Source organism: Achromobacter sp. LC458 (genome assembly GCF_001005835.2).
GTDB classification, from domain to species: domain Bacteria; phylum Pseudomonadota; class Gammaproteobacteria; order Burkholderiales; family Burkholderiaceae_B; genus Achromobacter; species Achromobacter spanius_B.
The window spans coordinates 18,155-36,456 of sequence record NZ_LBHW02000031.1 but is presented as its reverse complement, the minus strand read 5'-3'; the positions used below and the strand labels follow the sequence as shown (position 1 = coordinate 36,456).

Sequence of the window (18,302 nt, the reverse complement as noted above, 5' to 3'; positions counted from 1 at the left end):
CTAGCCCGCTACCGCCACCAACGCCGCGCGCGCGCTGAGATATTCGGCTTCCAGCTGATCCACCAGGGTCGCGATGGACAGGATTTCTTGCGCCGACCCTACCCCCTGGCCGGCGCTCCAGACATCCTTCCACGCCTTGGGCCGCGAGTTCTTGTCCATGTTGGCGGGCGGCGCTTCGCCGTTCTTCGCCAACGCCACCGGGTCCAGGCCCGCCGCCAGAATGCTGGCCGACAGGTAGTTCGCGGGCACGCCAGAAAAGTAAGGCGTGTAGGTCACGTCGGCTGCTTGCGCTTGCAGCACCATCTCGCGGTAGGCGTCGGTTGCCAGCGATTCCTGCGTGGCGATGAAGCGCGTGCCCATGTAGGCGAAGTCGCAGCCCAGCACCTGCGCGGCCAGCACGTCCTTGCCATGGCTGATACAGCCCGATAGCGCCAAAGGGCCGTCGTAGAACGCACGGATTTCGTTGACCAGCGCAATCGGATTGACCTGGCCTGCGTGGCCGCCCGCGCCCGCCGCTACCAGGATCAAGCCGTCCACGCCCGCCTCCAACGCGCGCTTGGCATGCCGCACGTTGGTGACGTCGTGATAGACCAGCCCACCGTAAGGGTGCACCGCCCGCACCACCGCTTCGGGCGCGTGCAGCGACGTGATGATGAGCGGCACGCGGCGTTCGGCGCAGATGGCCAGGTCGCCCTGCCAGCGCGGGTTGCTGGGGTGGATGATCAGGTTCACGCCGTAGGGCGCCACCTTGGCGTGCGGATGGGCGCGGCGTTTGGCGGCCAGCCCGTCTTCAATGCGCGTGATCCAGTCTTGCAACTGTTCTTGCGGACGAGCGTTCAGGGAGGGAAAGGTGCCGATGATGCCGGCCGCGCATTGCGCCACGACCAGCTCGGGCCCAGAGACCAGAAACATGGGGGCGCCGATGATCGGCAGGCGGGTCTGGGCGCGTAGCGCAAGCGGGGCGGGCATCAGTGGGCTCCGGTAAGGGTCAGTTGGCCTGGATGTTGGCGCTTTGGATAACGTCCGACCACAAGGCGTACTCGCGGTCGATGCGGGATTGCAGGGCGGCGGAGTCGCCCGTGTTGATGGTGTAGCCGCCTTCGGTCATGGCTTTGCGGAACGCGGGGTCTTTGGACACGTCTTGCAGCGCGCGGGTCAGGCGGGCCGAAACGGCGTCGGGCAACTTCTTGGGGCCGACCAGCGCGTACCAGCCCACCACCTCGTAGTCCTTCATGCCGGCTTCGATCATGGTGGGCACGTCGGGCAGTTCGGGGTTACGGGTCTTGGACGTGACGGCCAGCGCGCGGGCCTTGCCGCTTTTGATGAACGGGATCGCGGTGCTGGTGATGTCGAACATGAAGGTCACCTTGCCGCTGATCACGTCCATCATGGCGGGCGAGTTGCCGCGATACGGCACGTGCAGCATCGACGCATCGGCCTGCTTTTTAAGCAGTTCGGCCGACAAGTGGTTGGACGCGCCGATGCCGGCGGATCCGAACGACACGGCGTCGGGGTGCGAGCGCGCGTAGCTGACCAGCTCGCCCACGTTCTTGGCGGGAATCTGCGGGCCGATCAACAGCACGTTGGCGTAATCGACCACCAGGCCGATCAATGAGAAGTCGTGGCGCGGGTCGAACAGCGTGCTGCGCTGGACCAGCGGCGACATGGTCAGCGTGGGGCTGGCGGCAAAGCCCAGCAGGTAGCCGTCGGGCGTGGCCTTGGCGGTGGCGTCAGAGGCGATCATGCCGCTGGCGCCCGCGCGGTTTTCCACGACGACGGTCTGGCCCAGCTTGTCGCCCAGGTATTTGGCAAAGACGCGGGCTGTGGTGTCCACGGGGCCGCCGGGCGCGTAGCCCACCAGCAGGCGGATGGGGCGGTCGGGGTACGTCTGCGCGCCGGCGCTGGACGCCATGGCGAAGGCGGCCGTGGCGGCGGCCACGGCAAAAAGGGTCTTGAGTTTCACGCTGTTGTCTCCTTGTGTATAGGTGGCCGGTCGTGGAGCGGAACAGCGGGTCCGCGCCTACGCCAGCCTTTCTTTCAGCGGTTGCTTGAGGATCTTGCCGCTGACGGTCGTGGGAATCGTGTCGATGGAAATGATGCGCGCGGGCCGCTTGTACGGCGCCAGCTGGGCGCGCAGGTGCAACATCAAGAGGTCGGTGTCGACGCGTGCACCCGGTAGCGGTTCGACGAACGCGATCACCTCTTCGTTCTGGTCGGCTGTGTTGCGACCGACCACGGCGGACAGGCGCACGCCCGGAAACGCGTTGATCACCGATTCCACTTCGATGGGGTAGACGTTGAAGCCCGAGCGGATGATCAAGTCCTTGGAGCGGCCGGCGATGAACAACGCGCTGCTGTCGTCCACATAACCGATGTCGCCGGTGTTGAGCCAGCCGCCGGGCAGCAGCGCTTGCTCGGTCTGTTCGGGATTGCGGTAGTAGCCCAGCATGACGCCGGGGCCTCGGATCAGGATGTCGCCACGTTGGCCGGGTTTCGGCGCGCCCGCGTCGGGGCTGCCCAGGCGCATTTCCACGCCGTCTACCGCGTAGCCGGCCGAGCAGTCATCGCGCGGCTCATCGATGCGCGTGATGAACATGGAGCCCGCGTATTCGGTGATGCCGTAGCCGTGATGCATCGCCACGCCAAAGTAGCGCTCGGCGTCGCGTTTCAATGTGGGGTCCAGCGCCGCGCCGCCGGTGTACAGATAGCGCAGGGCAGGGGCGCGCAGCTCGGCGCGCGGTGGGGCCACGGCCATCATGCGGCTGAACATGGTGGGCACGCCTTGCAGGATGCTGACGCCGGGATGCGCCAGCGCCTTGAAGGCGTCGTCGGCGTCGAAGCGGCTGCGCAGCACCAGGCTGGCACCCGCGTGCACCGTGGCCATCAGCACCGTGGCGATGCCGAAGATGTGTGACATGGGCAACGCCGCGTAGCCGATGTCGTGCGGTGTCAAGCGCCGCGACGCTGCTGACACGCGCGCAAAATGCAGCAGGCCGCGATGCGGCACCAGCACGCCCTTGGGCGCGCCCGTGGTGCCCGACGTATAGATGACGGTGGCCACTTCCGAGGCCAGCGCGTCGGTTTCAGCAGCGGTGGGCGTGGCGGCGCGCGCGGCTTGCACGCCCGGCCCCCACACGGCAGGGTCCGCATCCACCGCGCGGGCGTCAGCGGCATGCGCGGCGGCGGCGGACGACACGCCGGTGGTGTACAGCAGCAGTTCAGGCTGCGCGTGCTGGCGGATGTTGTCCACTTCGCGGCCGGACAGCCTCGCGTTCACGCCCACCGGCCACGCGCCCACCACGCCGCATCCGAACAGCGCGGCGATCATCGCGGTGCAGTTTTCCCCCACCATCAGCACACGATGGCCGGGCTGCACGCCTTGCCAGCGCAGCCAGTCGGCCACGGCCTGTACACGCTGCCATAGCTGCGCATAGGTGACGGTGCCGCCGCCTTCTTCGTACAGCACGATGGCGTCGGGTTGCCGGCGCGCTTGCCGGGCCAGCAGTTCATGGATGCGGGTAAGGGTTTCTGCTTGAGACATCGAAGGTGGCGTGTCAGTCAAAGTGCGGGTGAGTCGATCAAAGCCGGGATCAAAGCCGGGATCACAGCGTGGCCTGGGTGCCCAGGATGGCGGTGGACTGGCTGGACAGCGTGCCGCCGTTGCCGTGCACCAGCGCCAGCTGCGCGTCGGCCACCTGCCTGTCGCCGCATTCCCCACGCAATTGCCGCACGGCTTCAATCATGATGAAGACGCCGTACATGCCGGGATGCACGCAGCACAAACCGCCGCCATTGGTGTTGACGGGCAGCCTGCCGCCCGGCGCAATCGCGCCGTCCGCGATGAAGTCCTTGGATTCGCCCTTGGCGCAAAAGCCCAGGTCCTCCAGGAACAGCAAAGTGTTGATGGTGAAGGCGTCGTAGAGTTCGACCACGTCGATATCGCGCGGCGACACGCCGGCCATGTCGAAGGCCTGCTTGCCCGACTGCGCGGCGGCCGTCACCGTCAGGTCGTGCATGGACGAGATCTGCCGGTTCCACACGGCGGTGGCGTTGCCCAGTACGTAGACAGGCGGACGCGGCAAGTCGCGCGCGCGGTCGGCGCGCACCAGCACAAAGGCGCCTGCCCCGTCGGTGACCAGGCAGCAATCGCGCACGCTCAAGGGGTCGGACACCATGCGCGCCGACAGAATTTCATCCAGTGTCGTGGGTTGGCGCAGCTGCGCCTCGGGGTTCAACTGTGCCCATTGGTTGGCCGCCAACGCCACCTGCGCCAGATGCTCGCGGCGCGTGCCGTACTGGTGCATGTGGCGCGCCGCCGCCAGCGCGTATGACGACAGCGGGCTGAGCGGGTCGTAAGGGGTTTCATAGGGTTGCGGGTCGAACTGCTTGCGCACGCGGCCCACTTCGGCGCGGCTCAGGGTCGACGTGCGCTGCGTGCTGCCATAGCAGACCAGCACGGCGTTGCACTGGCCGGACGCCAGCGCGTGCATGGCCGGCAACAGGTGCGCGACGAAGCTGGAGCCGCCCAGCATGGTGCTGTCGATGAAGGTGGGGCGGATGCCCAGGTGTTCGATCACCGGCATGGCCCACATCGGCGCGGCCACGCTGGCGGTGCAGATGCCGTCAATGTCGCGCAGGGTCAGGCCCGCGTCGGCCACGGCGCGCTGCGCCGCCTGCACCAGGATTTCCATTTCGGTAAAGCCGTTGGCCTGTCCCAGGCCCGCATGGCCGACGCCGGCCACGGCCACCGCGCCGCGCAAATCGTTAAGCGTCATGCCGCCTCCTGCTTAGCGTCAAAGACCACCAGGCCGTGGCCGTCCTGTTGGATCACACGGGCGCGCACGGCCATGCCGATGCGCACGTCGGCCGGCGCAACGCCTTCAACGCGGCTCATCATGCGCACGCCTTCGTGCAGGTCGATCAGCGCCACGTTGTAGTCGCCGCCCGCGTCGGGCTTGCGGCGCACAACGGTGGTGGAATAAACGGTGCCGCGTCCGTCGGCCGGCGTGAAGGCCAGCTTGTCCGCGCCGCAATGCGGGCAGACCATGCGGGGATAGAACACCGCGCGGTCGCAACCGCCACAGTGCTGGATAAGAAAGCGGCCCTGGTCGAGCGCCTGGCGGTACTGCGCCTCGACGCCCTGCGACACGCCTTCCTTTTGATCGGAAACAGTCATGGTGCGATGGGATTCCAGTGGATGACGGCTGCTAGTGTCGGCACTGCGCCAAGGTTCTGCCATTCTTCATTGCTGAAGCAGGCCTTTTGCGAAGCGGTAGTGGGCCGCTCGCGCCGTCCGGGGTGTTGCCCTACATCCAGCGCGAAGCCGGTCTTCGGAAGAGGCAGATTGTGGGGCTGCCCGCGCCATGGCTAGATACCGGGCAAAGGAGGTAGACCATGAACCTGACCTGGACGCCGCAAGAGCGCCAATTCCGCGACGAGGTGCGCGCGTTTGCCGCCACCCGCCTGCCCGCCGACATCCGAGACAAGGTGTTGCGCCATCAGCGGCTGGAACGCGACGACTACGTGCGCTGGCACAACATCCTGGCGGACCAGGGCTGGGGCGCGCCGAACTGGCCGGTAGAGCACGGCGGCACCGGCTGGAACGCCTTGCAGCGCCTGATCTTCGAAGTGGAGTGCTTCAAGGCCGGCGCGCCGCGCCTGCTGCCGTTCGGCTTGTCGATGATCGGCCCCGTGCTGATGAAATACGGCAGCGCGCAACAACAATCGCGCTTTTTGCCACGCATCCCTCGGGTGCAGGATTGGTGGTGCCAGGGCTATTCCGAACCGGGTTCGGGGTCGGACCTGGCGTCGCTGAAAACACGCGCCGTGCGCGATGGCGATGATTACGTTGTCAACGGTCAGAAAACCTGGACCACGCTGGCCCAATACGCCGACTGGATGTTCTGCCTGGCCCGCACCGACCCCGACGCGCGCGCGCAACGCGGCATCTCGATGCTGCTGCTGGACATGCGCGCGCCGGGCGTGACGGTGCGCCCCATCCGCACGCTGGACGGCGGCCACGACGTCAATGAAGTCTGGCTGGAAGACGTGCGCGTACCGGTGGAAAACCTGGTGGGCGAAGAGAACCAGGGTTGGACCTACGCCAAGTACCTGTTGGGCCACGAGCGCACCGGCATCGCCGGGCTGGGCCATTGCCATCGCGAACTGGGCATCTTGAAACACATGGCGGCGCAAGCGCAATCGCGCGGCAAGCCCTTGCTGGCCGACAGCCGTTTTCGCGACCGTATCTCGCGCATTGAAGTGGACATCATGGCGCTGGAAATGTTGTTGCTGCGCGTAGCGTCCAGCAACGACGGCACGCCCGGCCCCGAGGCCTCGGTGCTGAAGATTCGCGGGTCTGAGATCCAGCAGGATCTGGCCATGCTGCAAATGGAAGTGGCGGGGCCGGACGCCTGGCCCTACGACCCGGATTGGCTGCTGGCCGACCACGACGATCACGGGCCGGGCCCGGCGATGGCCGCGGCGTCGGGCGCGGGCTATGCCGATATGCGCAAGACGTCCATCTACGGCGGCACGACCGAAGTGCAGAAGGGCATCATCGCCCGCCTGGTGCTGGGCCTGTAGGCCCGCCGCGCCATCCGACAGGAAGACACGCATGGATTTCATCTATACCGAAGAACAGCGCATGCTGGCCGACAGCCTGCGCCGCCTGGTGGACCAGGCATGGACATTTCCCCAACGCCGCGCGCGGCAGGCCACCGGCACGCTGGATGCCCGCGCCTGGGCCGCGCTGGCCGAACTGGGCGTGCTGGGCCTGACCATTTCGCAGGACTTTGGCGGCTTTGGCGAAGTGCCGGCCAGCCTGCTGCCCGTGCATGTGGAACTGGGACGCGCGCTGGTGTCCGAACCCGTCATTCCCAGCGCGGTCATCGGCGCGGCATTGCTGGACGCGTGCGGCGACGCGGCGCGTGGCCGCTGGTTGTCGGGCATAGCCTCGGGCGAGACGATCGTTACCGTGGCCTATCAAGAACCCGGCCGTCGCTACGACACGCAGCCGCGCGATTGCCGCGCGGCCAAGACTGCCCAGGGCTGGCGGCTGGATGGCGCCAAGCATCTGGTGTGGCACGGCGCGGCGGCCAATGCGTGGCTGGTCAGCGCATTAGGCGCCGAGGGCCAGACGGTGTTGCTGGCCGTGCCGTCGGACGTTGCCGGCGTGCGCGTCACCGACACCCCCACGCTGGACGGCGCGCGCTGCGCCCGGCTGGATTTCGACGCGGTGGGCCTGCCCGCCGATGCCTTGCTGGCCGAAGGCGCGCAGGCCGACGACGCCCTGGCCCAGGCGTTGCAGTGGGGCACGGCGGCGCTGTGTGCGCACGCAGCGGGCGCGATCGACCGGCTGCTGGAAATCACCGTTGATTATCTGAAGACGCGCAAGCAATTCGGTCAGCCGCTTGCCTCGTTCCAGGCGCTGCAACACCGATTGGCCGAGATGCTGGTGGCCAAGGAACTGGCTTTGTCGATGGCCTATGTGGCCGTGGCCGCGCTGACCGAACCCGATGCCGTGCAGCGCCGCCGCATGATTGCGTCGGCCAAGTTGGAAGCCGCGCGCGCCGGGCGCCAGGTGGCGCAGATGGCGGTGCAGTTGCACGGCGGCATGGGCATGACCGACGAGCTGGAAGTGGGCGATTATTTCAAGCGGCTGACCATGGTGGATCCGTTGCTGGGCGACACGGCCGAACAACTGGCGGTGCTGGAGGAAGTGGCGATGCTGGAGGAGCAGGCATGAGCGCAACGCACGACAACGCAGCCGACGGCTACACGCAGATCCGCTTCACGCTGAAAGACGGCGTGGGCGTCATTACCCTGAACCGGCCGGACCGGCTCAACAGCTTTACCGAAGTCATGCACGGCGAACTGGCGCGCGCGCTGGATGTGATGGAGTCGCACGCCGGTCTGCGCGGCCTGGTCATCACCGGCGCGGGGCGGGGCTTTTGCGCGGGGCAGGATCTGAGCGAGCGCAAGCCCTCCGAGGACGGCTCGCGGCGCGACCTGAGCCTGATGCTGGAAAAGTGCTATCGCCCGTTGATCACCCGTTTGCGCGCGCTGCCGGTGCCGGTAGTGTGCGTGATGAACGGCGTGGCGGCGGGCGCGGGCGCCAGCCTGGTGCTGGCCTGCGACGTGGTGTTTGCCGCGCAGTCGGCCCGCTTTGTGCAGGCGTTCAGCAAGATCGGCCTGCTGCCGGATGCGGGCGGCACATGGTTTTTGCCCCGGCTGGTGGGCTCGGCGCGCGCGATGGGCGCGGCATTGTTTGGCGAGGCCGTCAGCGCCACCGAGGCCGCCGCGTGGGGGCTGATCTGGCGTGTCGTGCCTGACGATGCGGTGGCCGCCACCGTGTCGGACATCACCGCCACATTGGCCGCCGGGCCAACGCGGGCCTACGCGGCCACCAAGGCGGCGCTGCACGCGTCCAGCGGCAATACGCTGGCCCAGCAGTTCGATCTGGAATGCCAGTTGCAGCGCGAGCTTGGCTACACCGACGACTACCTGGAAGGCATGCGCGCCTTTGCCGAAAAGCGGCCGCCCGCGTTCACGGGGACCTGAGCGACCGGTGCTTGCCTCGCGCCCTGAAGGTCAAGGCGCGCGGGGTACCTGGATCTGTTCGATCAGGTCACGCGCGCAGCCGGGCAGGGCGTCGATGTCGCGCACCAGCAGCTTACGTTCACGCACCACCCAGGGTTCATCCAGCTCTACCACGCGCAACTTGGTGTCGGCGCCATAGCGGCGCGCGGCGGAATCTGGAATCACGCCGATGCCCACGCCCGCCTGCACCATGCGGCAAATGGAATCGAAGCTGTACAGCTGGATGCGTTGCGGCAGGCGCTGGCCGCTGCGTTCCAGCTGGTCACGCAAGAAGGCCACCAGCGTGGAGCCTTCGTGCATGGTGATGAACGGGTAGCGCACGGCGTCCACCAGCTTGACCTTGTCCTGGTCTTGCAGCGGATGGCCGTTGGGCACCACCAGCACCAGCCGGTCGGTGCTGAAGTGGATGGCTTGCAGCTCGGGCGCATCGACCGGGCCGGCCACGATGCCCAGGTCGGTGGTGCCGTCCAGCACGCCGCGCACGATGTCGCGCGTCAGGCGTTCTTGCAGGTCCACCGTGACGCCCGGGTGCCCCGACAGGAACTGCGCCAGGATGTCGGGCATGAATTCGGTCACGGCCGTGGTGTTGGCAAAGATGCGGATGTGCCCGGCATCGCCGTCGGATTGCTCTTGGAAGTCGTGCTTCAGGTGGTCCACCTGCCGCATGATGACGCGGGCATGTTGCAGCAGTTTCTGCCCGGCGGGCGTGATTTCCACCCCACGGCTGTCGCGGTACAGCAGGCGGGAATTGAGCTGGTTCTCCAGCGCCTTGATCCGCACGCTGACGGCGGCCAGGGACAGATGCGCTCGTTTCGCGGCCTGGGTCAGGCTGGGGGATTCGGCGATGTGGATGAACAGGCGTAGGTCGGCTAGGTCGAAGTGCATGGGCCATATATTACGGCGCGCCGCGCCGGGCCTGGGCGTGGGCTGTCGATTCAGGCGCCGCAAACCCCGCCTTGAGGAAAAACGAATTCACAACGGGGACGGCTTGCGGGCATCCTTGGCGCTTACCAACAATCCCACCAAACAACCCCACCAAAGGATATGGGCATGACTTCTACAGACCCGGCAGCCTGGATCGGCAGCGGCGAACGCAAGCCGGACGCCATGGACCCCGGCCACGCCGCGCGCATCGCGGCCACCCTGGGCGGTCAGGCGCCGGGCGTGGGCGAGGCCCTGCCGCCCTTGTGGCAATGGGCGTTTTTCATCAGCACGGTGGGCATGGACGGGTTGGGGACGGATGGGCACCCCGCGCGCGGCGGCTTCTTGCCGCCGGCACAGGACCGTAACCGCATGTGGGCGGGCGGCCGGGTGCAATGGCATCAGCCTTTGAAGGTGGGCGTGCCGGCCGAACGGGTGTCCAAGGTGCTCAAGGTGGAAGAGAAGGCGGGCCGCACCGGCGCGCTGCTGTTCGTCACCGTGCGCCATGAATACCATCAGGCCGGCGACATCGTCATCGAGGAAGAGCAGGACATCGTCTACCGCCAGCCGTCGCCACCCAAGCTGTCGGGCAGCGAGCCCGCGCCCCAGGCGCAATGGCGCGACACCGTCAACCCCACGTCGGTGCTGCTGTTCCGCTATTCGGCGGTGACCTTCAACGGCCATCGCATCCATTACGACCACCCCTATGTCACGGACGTGGAAGGGTATCCGGGCCTAGTCGTGCACGGCCCCCTGATTGCCACCGAGATGGTTGCCGCCTTTACGCGCGCCCATCCCCGAGCTCGCCCTACGCACCTGAGCTACCGCGGCCTGCGTCCGCTGATTTCGCCTACGCCCTTCCAGGTGGCCGGCCGCTTGACCGAGCCGGGCGTCGCCCAGCTGTGGGCCGAGCAGGACGGCACGCTGGCCCATCAAGCCGAACTGAGGTTTACCGAATGAGCACACAGGCATCCCGCCCGTTGGACGGCATTACCGTCGTCAGCCTGGAACACGCCATCGCCGCGCCCTTTTGCACCCGCCAACTGGCGGACATGGGCGCGCGCGTCATCAAGATCGAACGGCCCGGCAGCGGCGATTTCGCGCGCGGCTACGACGAACGCGTGCGTGGCCTGTCCTCGCATTTCGTCTGGACCAATCGGTCCAAGGAAAGCCTGACGCTGGACCTGAAGCGCGACGAGGCGGGCGGCATCATGGAACGCCTGCTGGAATCGGCCGACGTGCTGGTGCAAAACCTGGCGCCCGGCGCGGCGGCCCGGCTGGGGCTGTCGTTCGAGGCCCTCCATGCGCGCTATCCGCGCCTGATCGTCTGCGACATTTCCGGCTATGGCGAGGGCGGCCCGTATCAGGACAAGAAGGCGTATGACCTGCTGATCCAAAGCGAAAGCGGCTTTCTGTCGGTGACGGGCACTAAGGACGATCCGGTCAAGGCCGGGTGTTCCATCGCCGATATCGCGGCCGGCATGTACGCGTATTCGGCCATCCTGAACGCCTTGTTGCTGCGCCAGAAAACCGGCCTGGGCAGCCGCCTGGACGTGTCCATGCTGGAAAGCATGGTCGAGTGGATGGGCTTTCCGATGTACTACGCGTTCGAAGGCGCCAAGCCGCCCGTGCGCGCGGGGGCGGCGCATGCGTCGATCTATCCCTATGGCCCGTTTCCGGTGGGCGATGGCTCGACCATCATGCTGGGCCTGCAAAACGAACGCGAATGGCGGGTGTTCTGCGCGCAGGTGTTGCGCCAGCCCACGCTGGCGGAAGACGCGCGCTTTATCTCGAATTCGCAGCGCACCGCCAACCGCGACGCGTTGCGCGACCTGATCGTGGCGGCGTTTGCCGATTTGTCGATCGAACAGGTCACACAGCGGCTGGAAGATGCGCAGATCGCCAACGCCCGCGTCAATGACATGGCCGGCGTGTGGGGCCACCCGCAATTGCAGGCGCGCGCGCGCTGGAGCCAGGTCGACAGCCCGGCCGGCATGTTGCCCGCGCTGTTGCCGCCCGCCAGCAGCAGCGCATTCGCGCCGCGCATGGCCGCCGTGCCCGCCGTGGGCGAAAACACGGATGCGGTGCTAGCATCGCTGGGATACGCGCCCGATCAGGTGGCGCAATTGCATGCTTCGGAGGTCGTGTGACGCATTCCGTCGTTCGTAGCGCCCTGTTCGTGCCGGCGTCGCGCGCCGAGCGCATCCCCAAAGCGCTGGCCGCCGGGGCCGACACCGTTATCGTGGACCTGGAAGACGCTGTCGAGCATCTGGCCAAGGCGTCTGCCCGCGAGGCGCTGTGCGACTTCCTGGGGACGCATCGCGACGCCCGCCTGTGGGTGCGCATCAACGACGCGTCCACGTCCTGGCACGACGATGACCTGAAAGCCTGCCGTGGCCGGCCCAACATCGCGGGCATCCTGCTGCCCAAGGCAGAAACACTGGCGCAGGTGCGGCACGTGGCGCAAACCGGTCTGCCCGTCATCCCCCTGATTGAAACCGCGCGCGGGCTGCTGAACGCGTCCGAAGTCGCGGCCACGCCCGGCGTGGCGCGGCTGGCGTTCGGCAGCCTGGACTACGCGCTGGACATGGGCCTGACCCCCGACACCCCCGGCGCCGAAACCGTGCTGGATCAGGCGCGCGTGCAGGTATTGCTGCACAACCGCGCCGCCGGGCTCGCGCCCGCGCTGGACGGCGTGTTTCCCGGCGTGCAGGACACGGCCGGGCTGGCGGCCGCGGCGGCGCGCGCACAGCAAATGGGCTTTGGCGGCATGCTGTGCATCCACCCGGCGCAGGTGCCGGTGATTCACGCGGCCTTCGTGCCCGCGCGCGAAGAACTGGCCTGGGCGCGGCGCGTGGTGGCTGCACATCGCGAGACGGCGGCGGGCACCTTCATGCTGGACGGCAAGATGGTGGACGCGCCCGTGATCGCGCGCGCGCGGCTGGTGCTGGCGCAGGCCGGGGAACAGACCCCCCCATGAGCCATGCGCTGTTTATCGGGCATACCTACATCGACGTCACCGTATTGGCCGACGAATGGCCCACCGGCGACGAAAAAAGCGTGGCGCGTGACTACGCCGTGTCCTTCGGCGGCAACGCCGTCACGGCGGCGTTTGCTTGCGGCAAGCTGGGCACGCCGCCCGACCTGATCTGTTCGCTGGCGCCCGATTGGCTGGGCCACATGTACACCGACATGGCCGCCGCGCACGGCATCACGCTGCATGCGCGGCATGTGCGCCGGTCATCGTTGTCGTTCATCATGCCCAACCACGGCAAGCGCGCCATCGTGCGCGCGCGCGACGTGCAGTACCTGAATGATTTCCCCCGGCTGGATGTCGGCGCGTATCGCGCATTGCACCTGGACGGGCATCAGCCGGATGCCGCGCTGCACTATGCGCGCGCGTGCCGGCAGGCTGGCGTGCTGACGTCGCTGGACGGCGGCGGCGTGCGCGAGAACACCGACGAGCTGCTGCGCCATATCGACGTGGCCGTGTGCGCCGAGCGCATGTGCGAACAGCTGGAGCTGAGCCCAGCCCGGCTGCTGGACTTGCTGAAGGCGCGCGGCTGCCGCATCGGCGCCGTCACGATGGGCGAGCGCGGCATGCTTTGGTATGACGAAACGGGGCGCGTCGACACCTTGCCATCGCTGGATGTGCCGGGCGAACGCATCGTGGATACCTCAGGCGCGGGCGACGTGTTTCACGGTGCCTATGTGTGGTCGTATTTGAACCGGCCGGAGCTGCCCTGGTTGGAACACTTCACCTTTGCGCGCGCGGCGTCGGCGCACAAGATCCAGCACTTGGGCAACGAGGCCGGCTTGCCGCAAGTGGAAGACGTGGAACGCGCGATGATGGCGTTTGCGCCTAAAGCCTAGGCGCGGGGGCGGTCGGCGGGGGCAGGCGCCGGGGGTAGGCATCGGGGCAGGCATCCGGGCAGCCATCGAGCCCAAGCTTGCAGGCTGCCTGCCCGATCAATCCGGCAAGCGTTCGATCGCCTGATCGCGGATCTGGGCGACCCACGTCGAAATCGGCCGGCCATTCACCAGCATGTCCGGCGCAAGGTCGTGCAGCGGCAGCAGCACGAACGCGCGTTGATGCATGCGCGGATGCGGCAGGATCAGCCGTTCGTGATCCAGCAACACGTCGCCGTATGTCAACAGATCAAGATCCAGCGTGCGTGGGGCGTTCTTGTAAGGGCGCAGCCGCCCGTGCTGGTTTTCCAGCGCCTGTAGCGCATCCAGCAAGGCCAGCGGCGGCAGCCGCGTGTCCAGTGCCGCCACCGCATTGACGAAGTCGGGGCCGGCGGCGTCCACCGGCGCGCTGCGGTAGAACGGCGACGCCGTCACGGCGTCGATGCCGTCCGTGGCCTGCAATTGGGCCAGCACGCGGCGCAAGGTGGCCGCGCTGTCGCCCAGATTGGCGCCCAGGCCGATATAGGCGCGGACCAAAGCGGGCGACACGGTTTACTCGGGGGTGGCCGGGCCGCGCGACGGCGAACGGCGCGGACGCCGGCGCTTGCGCGTGCCGGTCGACGCAGCGGGGCCGCCCATGCCGCCCATGCCGCCCATGCCGCCATCACCCGCCTCGCGCGGCAGGCGCGCCACTTCCTCGATCATGTCGGCGCGCGTCACGTCGTCGGCGTTGGCCAGGTCCATCCACCACTGTGCCAACACGCTGTCGAATTCGCCGGCAGCGGCGCGCAATTGCAGGAAATCGCAGGCGGCGCGGAAGCGCGGTTGTTCGATCATGCGGAAAATCGTCTTGCCCATGCGACGCTCGAAACGCGGCTGCATGAACCAGATCTCGCGCATGTCGGACGAGAAGCGACGCTGGATGGCCAGCTTTTCCGTCTGTTCGTCCAGCACCGAATCGGCGGCCTGGGACAGCGCGGGTATGGTGTGCTCGCCCTGCGCGCGCAACTGCTTCCAGCGCACATCCACCTGCTGCCACAGCAGCGCGGCAAACAGGAAGCTGGGGCTGACGGTCTTGCCGGCGCGCACGCGGGCGTCGGTGCGTTCCAGCGCCAGCTCCACGAAGTGTTCGCCACCGGGCTGCTCCAGCACCACGTCCAGCAAGGGCAGCAGGCCGTTGTGCAGGCCGTCGGCGCGCAGCTGGCGCAGGCAGTCCATGGCGTGGCCGCAGGTCAACAGCTTGAGCATTTCGTCGAACAGGCGCGAGGCCGGCACGTTTTCGATGAGCTCGGCCATGGTGCTGATGGGCTCGCGCGTGGCGGGGTCGATCGTGCCGTTGAGCTTGGCGGCGAAACGCACGGCGCGCAGCATGCGCACCGGGTCTTCGCGGTAACGCTTGACCGGGTCGCCGATGATGCGGACCTGGCGTTTTTTCAGGTCGGCCACACCGTTGTGGTAGTCGATGACTTCCTCGGTGTGCGGGTCGTAGTACAGCGCGTTCATGGTGAAGTCGCGGCGCTTGGCGTCTTCTTCTTGTGACCCGAACACGTTGTCGCGCAGGATGCGGCCGTGCTCATCGGTTTCCTGCTCTTCGGACGCCGGGGCGCGGAAGGTGGAGGTTTCGATGATTTCCTGGCCAAACACCACGTGCACCAGCTGAAAGCGGCGGCCGATGATGCGCGCGCGGCGGAACAGCGGGCGGATCTGTTCGGGCGTGGCGTTGGTGGCCACGTCGAAATCCTTGGGTTCCAGTCCGACGATCAGGTCACGCACCGCGCCGCCCACGATATAGCCTTCGTAGCCGTGCTGGCGCAAGACTTCGCAGACCTTGATGGCGTGGCGAGAAACGTTACGGCGATCAATGCCGTGCTTGTCGCGCCCAATGCGCAGCGGCCCCCGGGGTGCCGGCGCGAACAAGCGGCCGACGAATTTTTTTATGGTTTCAGTGATCATTAGGACTTCGAGTCTTCCATGTGGTCGAACAAGTCGATCACTTGCCAGCCACGGTCCTTTGCGATGGTGCGCAGGGTCGGGCTGGGGTTGGCGGCGATCGGACGGGTCACCTTTTCCAGCAGAGGCACATCATTGACCGAATCGCTATAGAAAAACGATTCGGGGAAATCCGCAAGCGCCAATCCCAGATTGGACAGCCATTCGTTCACGCGCACAACCTTGCCTTCCTTGAAACTGGGCGTGCCCAGGATGCGGCCGGTATAGCGCCCGCGCAGGTATTCGGCGTCGGTGGCGACCAGGTAGGGCACGCCGAAGGCGCGCGCGATGGGGGCGGTGACAAAGCTGTTGGTGGCCGTGACGATGGCGCACAGGTCGCCGGCGTCCAGGTGGGATTGCACCAGCGCGCGCGCGTCGACCGTGATGGACGGGCGGATGACTTCGCGCATGAATTCTTCGTGCCAGTCGGCCAGGTCGAACGGCGAATGCGCCGCCAGCAGGCCCAGCATGAATTCGGCGGCCTGTTCGGCGGTGAGTTCACCGCGGTTGTAGCGGTCCATCAGGTCGTCGTTCTGGCGACGGGCCTGGACGGGGTCTCCCGCGCGGCCGGTGCGGGCCAGGTAGTCGGCCCATTGATAGTCGCTGTCCAGCGGCAACAGGGTGTGGTCCAGGTCGAACAGGGCGAGACGTCGGGATGTCATGTGCGTTGCGAATCAGGATCTGCGAGCATGGCGCGCAGCAATGGCAGGGTGATGGGACGGCCGGTGGCCAGGGAATAGCGGTCAAGCGCGTCGATCAACGCGGCCAGTTTGCGGATGTCGCGTTCGTGATGAATCAGCATCCAGTTGATGATTTCGGGCGCCAGGTGCATGCCGCGTTCGGCGGCCTGCGCGGACAGCGCGGCCAGCTTGTCGGCGTCGGACAGCGGGTCCAGGCGGAACACCAGGTCCCAGCCCAGGCGGGTGCGCAGGTCTTCGCGCAGCGGCATGGACAGCGGGGCGCGGTCGCCGGCCAGCGCCAGCGCAAACGCGCGGCCCGTGGCGGCGGATTCACGCCAGCGGTTGTACAGCGCGAACAAGGCGGCCTGGCGGCTGTCGTCCATGCGGTGCACGTCGTCAACCGCCACGAATTTGGGCATGGGCGATTTGGAATCGGCTTCGGCCAGGCGGCGCAGCATGGTTTCGCCCTTGGCCGGATCAACGAAGACGGCGTCCGGCCGCGCGGTCAGCGCGCGCAGCAGGTGAGTGCGGCCGCAGCCCGCGGCGCCCCATATATACAGCGCGCGACCCGGATTGAGCGCGCGCACGGCCGCCAGCGCTTCCCCGTTGGGGCCGGCGATATAGTTGTTCAGCGATGGCGCTGGCGCGGGAAGAACGTCGAGCAGCAGCTGGCGGTTCATGAGAGGTTATCAATCAGGCTTGTTCGGTACTTCCAATGCCCTGCGCGGTACGTCTGCGCAAGGCTCGCTGCGGCGCGATGGGCATGCCGGTGTTGCCGGAAAAGCCAAAAAACGGTGATACACGGGGCCGATTCGGGTAATGCCCGCCAGAAACTGGCAAAATCCAACCCGGCCAACCCAACACTTTAAACCACCTGGGGGGATGGTGTCGCGCTCAAGGGCTTTGCCAGGCTTGGGTTTGCGCCCTTTTTGCCCCCCGGCCAGCCCGTCTCGCCCCCGCCGCTTTCGCGGTGCCCGGCCAGTCCGAACCCTGCACAGGCCCGCAACATCGTAAAATGCGGGGCGTTCCACCAAATTCCCAGCAATTGTTACATACCCCACGGCATTTCTCATGACGAATCAACCTAAAGCCCCCTTGACCTACCGCGATGCCGGTGTCGACATCGACGCAGGCGACGCCCTGGTCGACCGTATCAAACCCCTCGCCGCGCGCACCATGCGCCCCGGGGTGCTGGCCGGTATCGGCGGCTTTGGCGCGCTGTTCGAAGTGCCCAAGAAGTACAACGAGCCCGTGCTGGTGTCGGGTACCGACGGCGTGGGCACCAAGCTGCGCCTGGCGTTCGAATGGAACCGCCACGACACCGTGGGCATCGACCTGGTCGCCATGAGCGTCAACGACATCCTGGTGCAGGGCGCCGAGCCCCTGTTCTTCCTGGACTACTTTGCCTGCGGCAAGCTTTCGGTGGACACGGCGGCGTCGGTGGTGGGCGGCATTGCCAAGGGCTGCGAATTGTCAGGCTGCGCGCTGATCGGCGGTGAAACCGCTGAAATGCCGGGCATGTACCCGGACGGCGAATACGATCTGGCCGGCTTTGCGGTGGGCGCGGTGGAAAAGTCCGCGATCATCGACGGCAAGTCGATCAAGCCGGGCGACGTGGTGCTGGGCCTGGCCTCCAGCGGCGTGCACTCCAACGGTTTTTCGCTGGTGCGCAAGATCATCGAACGCGCCGGCGCCAAGCCGACCGACGACTTCCACGGCCAGCCGCTGGTTGACGTGGTGATGGCGCCCACGCGCATCTACGTCAAGCAAGTACTGGCCGCGCTGGCCAAGCACGGCACCGACATCAAGGGCCTGGCCCACATCACCGGCGGCGGCCTTCTGGACAACGTGCCGCGCATCCTGCAAGCCGGCCTGTCGGCCAAGCTGCATCGCGACGGCTGGGAAATGCCCAAGCTGTTCCAGTGGCTGCAAGAGCAGGGCGGCGTGGAAGACACGGAAATGCACCGCGTCTTCAACTGCGGCATCGGCATGGTGCTGGTGGTGGATGCGGCCCAGGCCGACGCCATCGCCGCGACCTTGCGCGAGCAAGGTGAAACGGTCAACAAGATCGGCGAAATCGTCGCGCAGACCGAAGGCATGGCGCAAACCTTCGTGGTGTAAGCCCGGCTGGTTTCGCTTGGCGTGCTTGAGTATGAAAAACCCGCCGTTGGCGGGTTTTTTCATGGGCGGGCCCGAAGCAGC

General features: G+C 67.0%; 18 protein-coding genes. 8 read left to right on the top strand and 10 right to left on the bottom strand.

Annotated features, from left to right (window positions below; all coding sequences use genetic code 11):
- The 5 genes from YH64_RS22015 to YH64_RS21995 form a co-directional block, all read right to left on the bottom strand.
- Positions 1 to 969 (bottom strand): nitronate monooxygenase family protein, encoded by a 969-nt coding sequence (locus YH64_RS22015; protein WP_046806481.1) that lies wholly within the window; start codon positions 967 to 969, stop codon positions 1 to 3.
- 19 nt (positions 970 to 988) lie between these two features.
- Positions 989 to 1,963, bottom strand: coding sequence for a tripartite tricarboxylate transporter substrate binding protein (locus YH64_RS22010; protein ID WP_046806480.1), 975 nt, complete (start codon positions 1,961 to 1,963; stop codon positions 989 to 991).
- Between the two features lie 57 nt (positions 1,964 to 2,020).
- Positions 2,021 to 3,541 (bottom strand): class I adenylate-forming enzyme family protein, encoded by a 1,521-nt coding sequence (locus tag YH64_RS22005; RefSeq protein WP_046806479.1) that lies wholly within the window; start codon positions 3,539 to 3,541, stop codon positions 2,021 to 2,023.
- 61 nt (positions 3,542 to 3,602) lie between these two features.
- Positions 3,603 to 4,775, bottom strand: coding sequence for a thiolase (locus YH64_RS22000; RefSeq protein ID WP_046806478.1), 1,173 nt, complete (start codon positions 4,773 to 4,775; stop codon positions 3,603 to 3,605).
- The gene (locus YH64_RS21995) at positions 4,772 to 5,176 is read right to left on the bottom strand and encodes a Zn-ribbon domain-containing OB-fold protein (RefSeq protein WP_046806477.1); all 405 of its coding nucleotides are present in this window, start codon (positions 5,174 to 5,176) and stop codon (positions 4,772 to 4,774) included. Before YH64_RS21995 ends, YH64_RS22000 begins: the two co-directional genes overlap by 4 nt.
- Positions 5,177 to 5,394: 218 nt before the next feature.
- On the opposite strand from YH64_RS21995, the gene YH64_RS21990 reads away from it, so the two are divergent.
- The 3 genes from YH64_RS21990 to paaG are packed head-to-tail and all read left to right on the top strand — an operon-like array spanning position 5,395 to position 8,562.
- Positions 5,395 to 6,585 (top strand): acyl-CoA dehydrogenase family protein, encoded by a 1,191-nt coding sequence (locus tag YH64_RS21990; protein WP_046806476.1) that lies wholly within the window; start codon positions 5,395 to 5,397, stop codon positions 6,583 to 6,585.
- Positions 6,586 to 6,616: 31 nt separating this feature from the next.
- Positions 6,617 to 7,747 carry an acyl-CoA dehydrogenase family protein gene (locus YH64_RS21985; RefSeq protein WP_046806475.1) on the top strand — a complete coding sequence of 377 codons (1,131 nt, stop codon included), beginning with the start codon at positions 6,617 to 6,619 and terminating at the stop codon, positions 7,745 to 7,747.
- Complete coding sequence (gene paaG, locus YH64_RS21980; protein WP_046806474.1) at positions 7,744 to 8,562, top strand: 2-(1,2-epoxy-1,2-dihydrophenyl)acetyl-CoA isomerase PaaG; 819 nt, start codon at positions 7,744 to 7,746, stop codon at positions 8,560 to 8,562. Before YH64_RS21985 ends, paaG begins: the two co-directional genes overlap by 4 nt.
- Before the next feature lie 30 nt (positions 8,563 to 8,592).
- Here paaG and YH64_RS21975 read toward each other — a convergent pair whose 3' ends face one another.
- Positions 8,593 to 9,486, bottom strand: coding sequence for a LysR family transcriptional regulator (locus YH64_RS21975; protein WP_104143472.1), 894 nt, complete (start codon positions 9,484 to 9,486; stop codon positions 8,593 to 8,595).
- Positions 9,487 to 9,651: 165 nt separating this feature from the next.
- Here YH64_RS21975 and YH64_RS21970 point away from each other — a divergent pair, with 165 nt between their 5' ends.
- From YH64_RS21970 to YH64_RS21955, 4 genes are read left to right on the top strand one after another with little or no spacing between them, the layout of a single operon-like run.
- Positions 9,652 to 10,482: a MaoC family dehydratase N-terminal domain-containing protein gene (locus tag YH64_RS21970; RefSeq protein WP_046806472.1), complete on the top strand. Its 831-nt coding sequence runs from the start codon at positions 9,652 to 9,654 to the stop codon at positions 10,480 to 10,482.
- Positions 10,479 to 11,672 carry a CaiB/BaiF CoA-transferase family protein gene (locus tag YH64_RS21965; protein WP_143215488.1) on the top strand — a complete coding sequence of 398 codons (1,194 nt, stop codon included), beginning with the start codon at positions 10,479 to 10,481 and terminating at the stop codon, positions 11,670 to 11,672. The genes YH64_RS21970 and YH64_RS21965 overlap by 4 nt, the downstream gene beginning before the upstream one ends.
- Positions 11,669 to 12,502: a CoA ester lyase gene (locus YH64_RS21960; protein WP_046806470.1), complete on the top strand. Its 834-nt coding sequence runs from the start codon at positions 11,669 to 11,671 to the stop codon at positions 12,500 to 12,502. Before YH64_RS21965 ends, YH64_RS21960 begins: the two co-directional genes overlap by 4 nt.
- Positions 12,499 to 13,395, top strand: a complete 897-nt coding sequence (locus tag YH64_RS21955; protein WP_046806469.1) for a sugar kinase — start codon at positions 12,499 to 12,501, stop codon at positions 13,393 to 13,395. The genes YH64_RS21960 and YH64_RS21955 overlap by 4 nt, the downstream gene beginning before the upstream one ends.
- A gap of 96 nt (positions 13,396 to 13,491) precedes the next feature.
- Here the strand turns inward: YH64_RS21955 and YH64_RS21950 are convergent, their stop codons facing one another.
- From YH64_RS21950 to hda, 4 genes are read right to left on the bottom strand one after another with little or no spacing between them, the layout of a single operon-like run.
- Entirely contained in the window at positions 13,492 to 13,980 is a 489-nt protein-coding gene (locus YH64_RS21950; protein ID WP_046806468.1) for a 2-amino-4-hydroxy-6-hydroxymethyldihydropteridine diphosphokinase, read from the bottom strand.
- A gap of 3 nt (positions 13,981 to 13,983) precedes the next feature.
- Positions 13,984 to 15,384 carry a polynucleotide adenylyltransferase PcnB gene (gene pcnB / locus YH64_RS21945; protein WP_046806467.1) on the bottom strand — a complete coding sequence of 467 codons (1,401 nt, stop codon included), beginning with the start codon at positions 15,382 to 15,384 and terminating at the stop codon, positions 13,984 to 13,986.
- Positions 15,384 to 16,082: an HAD family phosphatase gene (locus YH64_RS21940; RefSeq protein WP_046806466.1), complete on the bottom strand. Its 699-nt coding sequence runs from the start codon at positions 16,080 to 16,082 to the stop codon at positions 15,384 to 15,386. The genes pcnB and YH64_RS21940 overlap by 1 nt, the downstream gene beginning before the upstream one ends.
- Positions 16,079 to 16,780: a DnaA regulatory inactivator Hda gene (gene hda / locus YH64_RS21935; RefSeq protein WP_046806465.1), complete on the bottom strand. Its 702-nt coding sequence runs from the start codon at positions 16,778 to 16,780 to the stop codon at positions 16,079 to 16,081. Before hda ends, YH64_RS21940 begins: the two co-directional genes overlap by 4 nt.
- Positions 16,781 to 17,171: 391 nt before the next feature.
- Between hda and purM the strand changes: the two genes are divergently transcribed.
- Positions 17,172 to 18,221, top strand: a complete 1,050-nt coding sequence (purM, locus tag YH64_RS21930) for a phosphoribosylformylglycinamidine cyclo-ligase (RefSeq protein WP_046806464.1) — start codon at positions 17,172 to 17,174, stop codon at positions 18,219 to 18,221.
- Positions 18,222 to 18,302 lie beyond the last annotated feature (81 nt).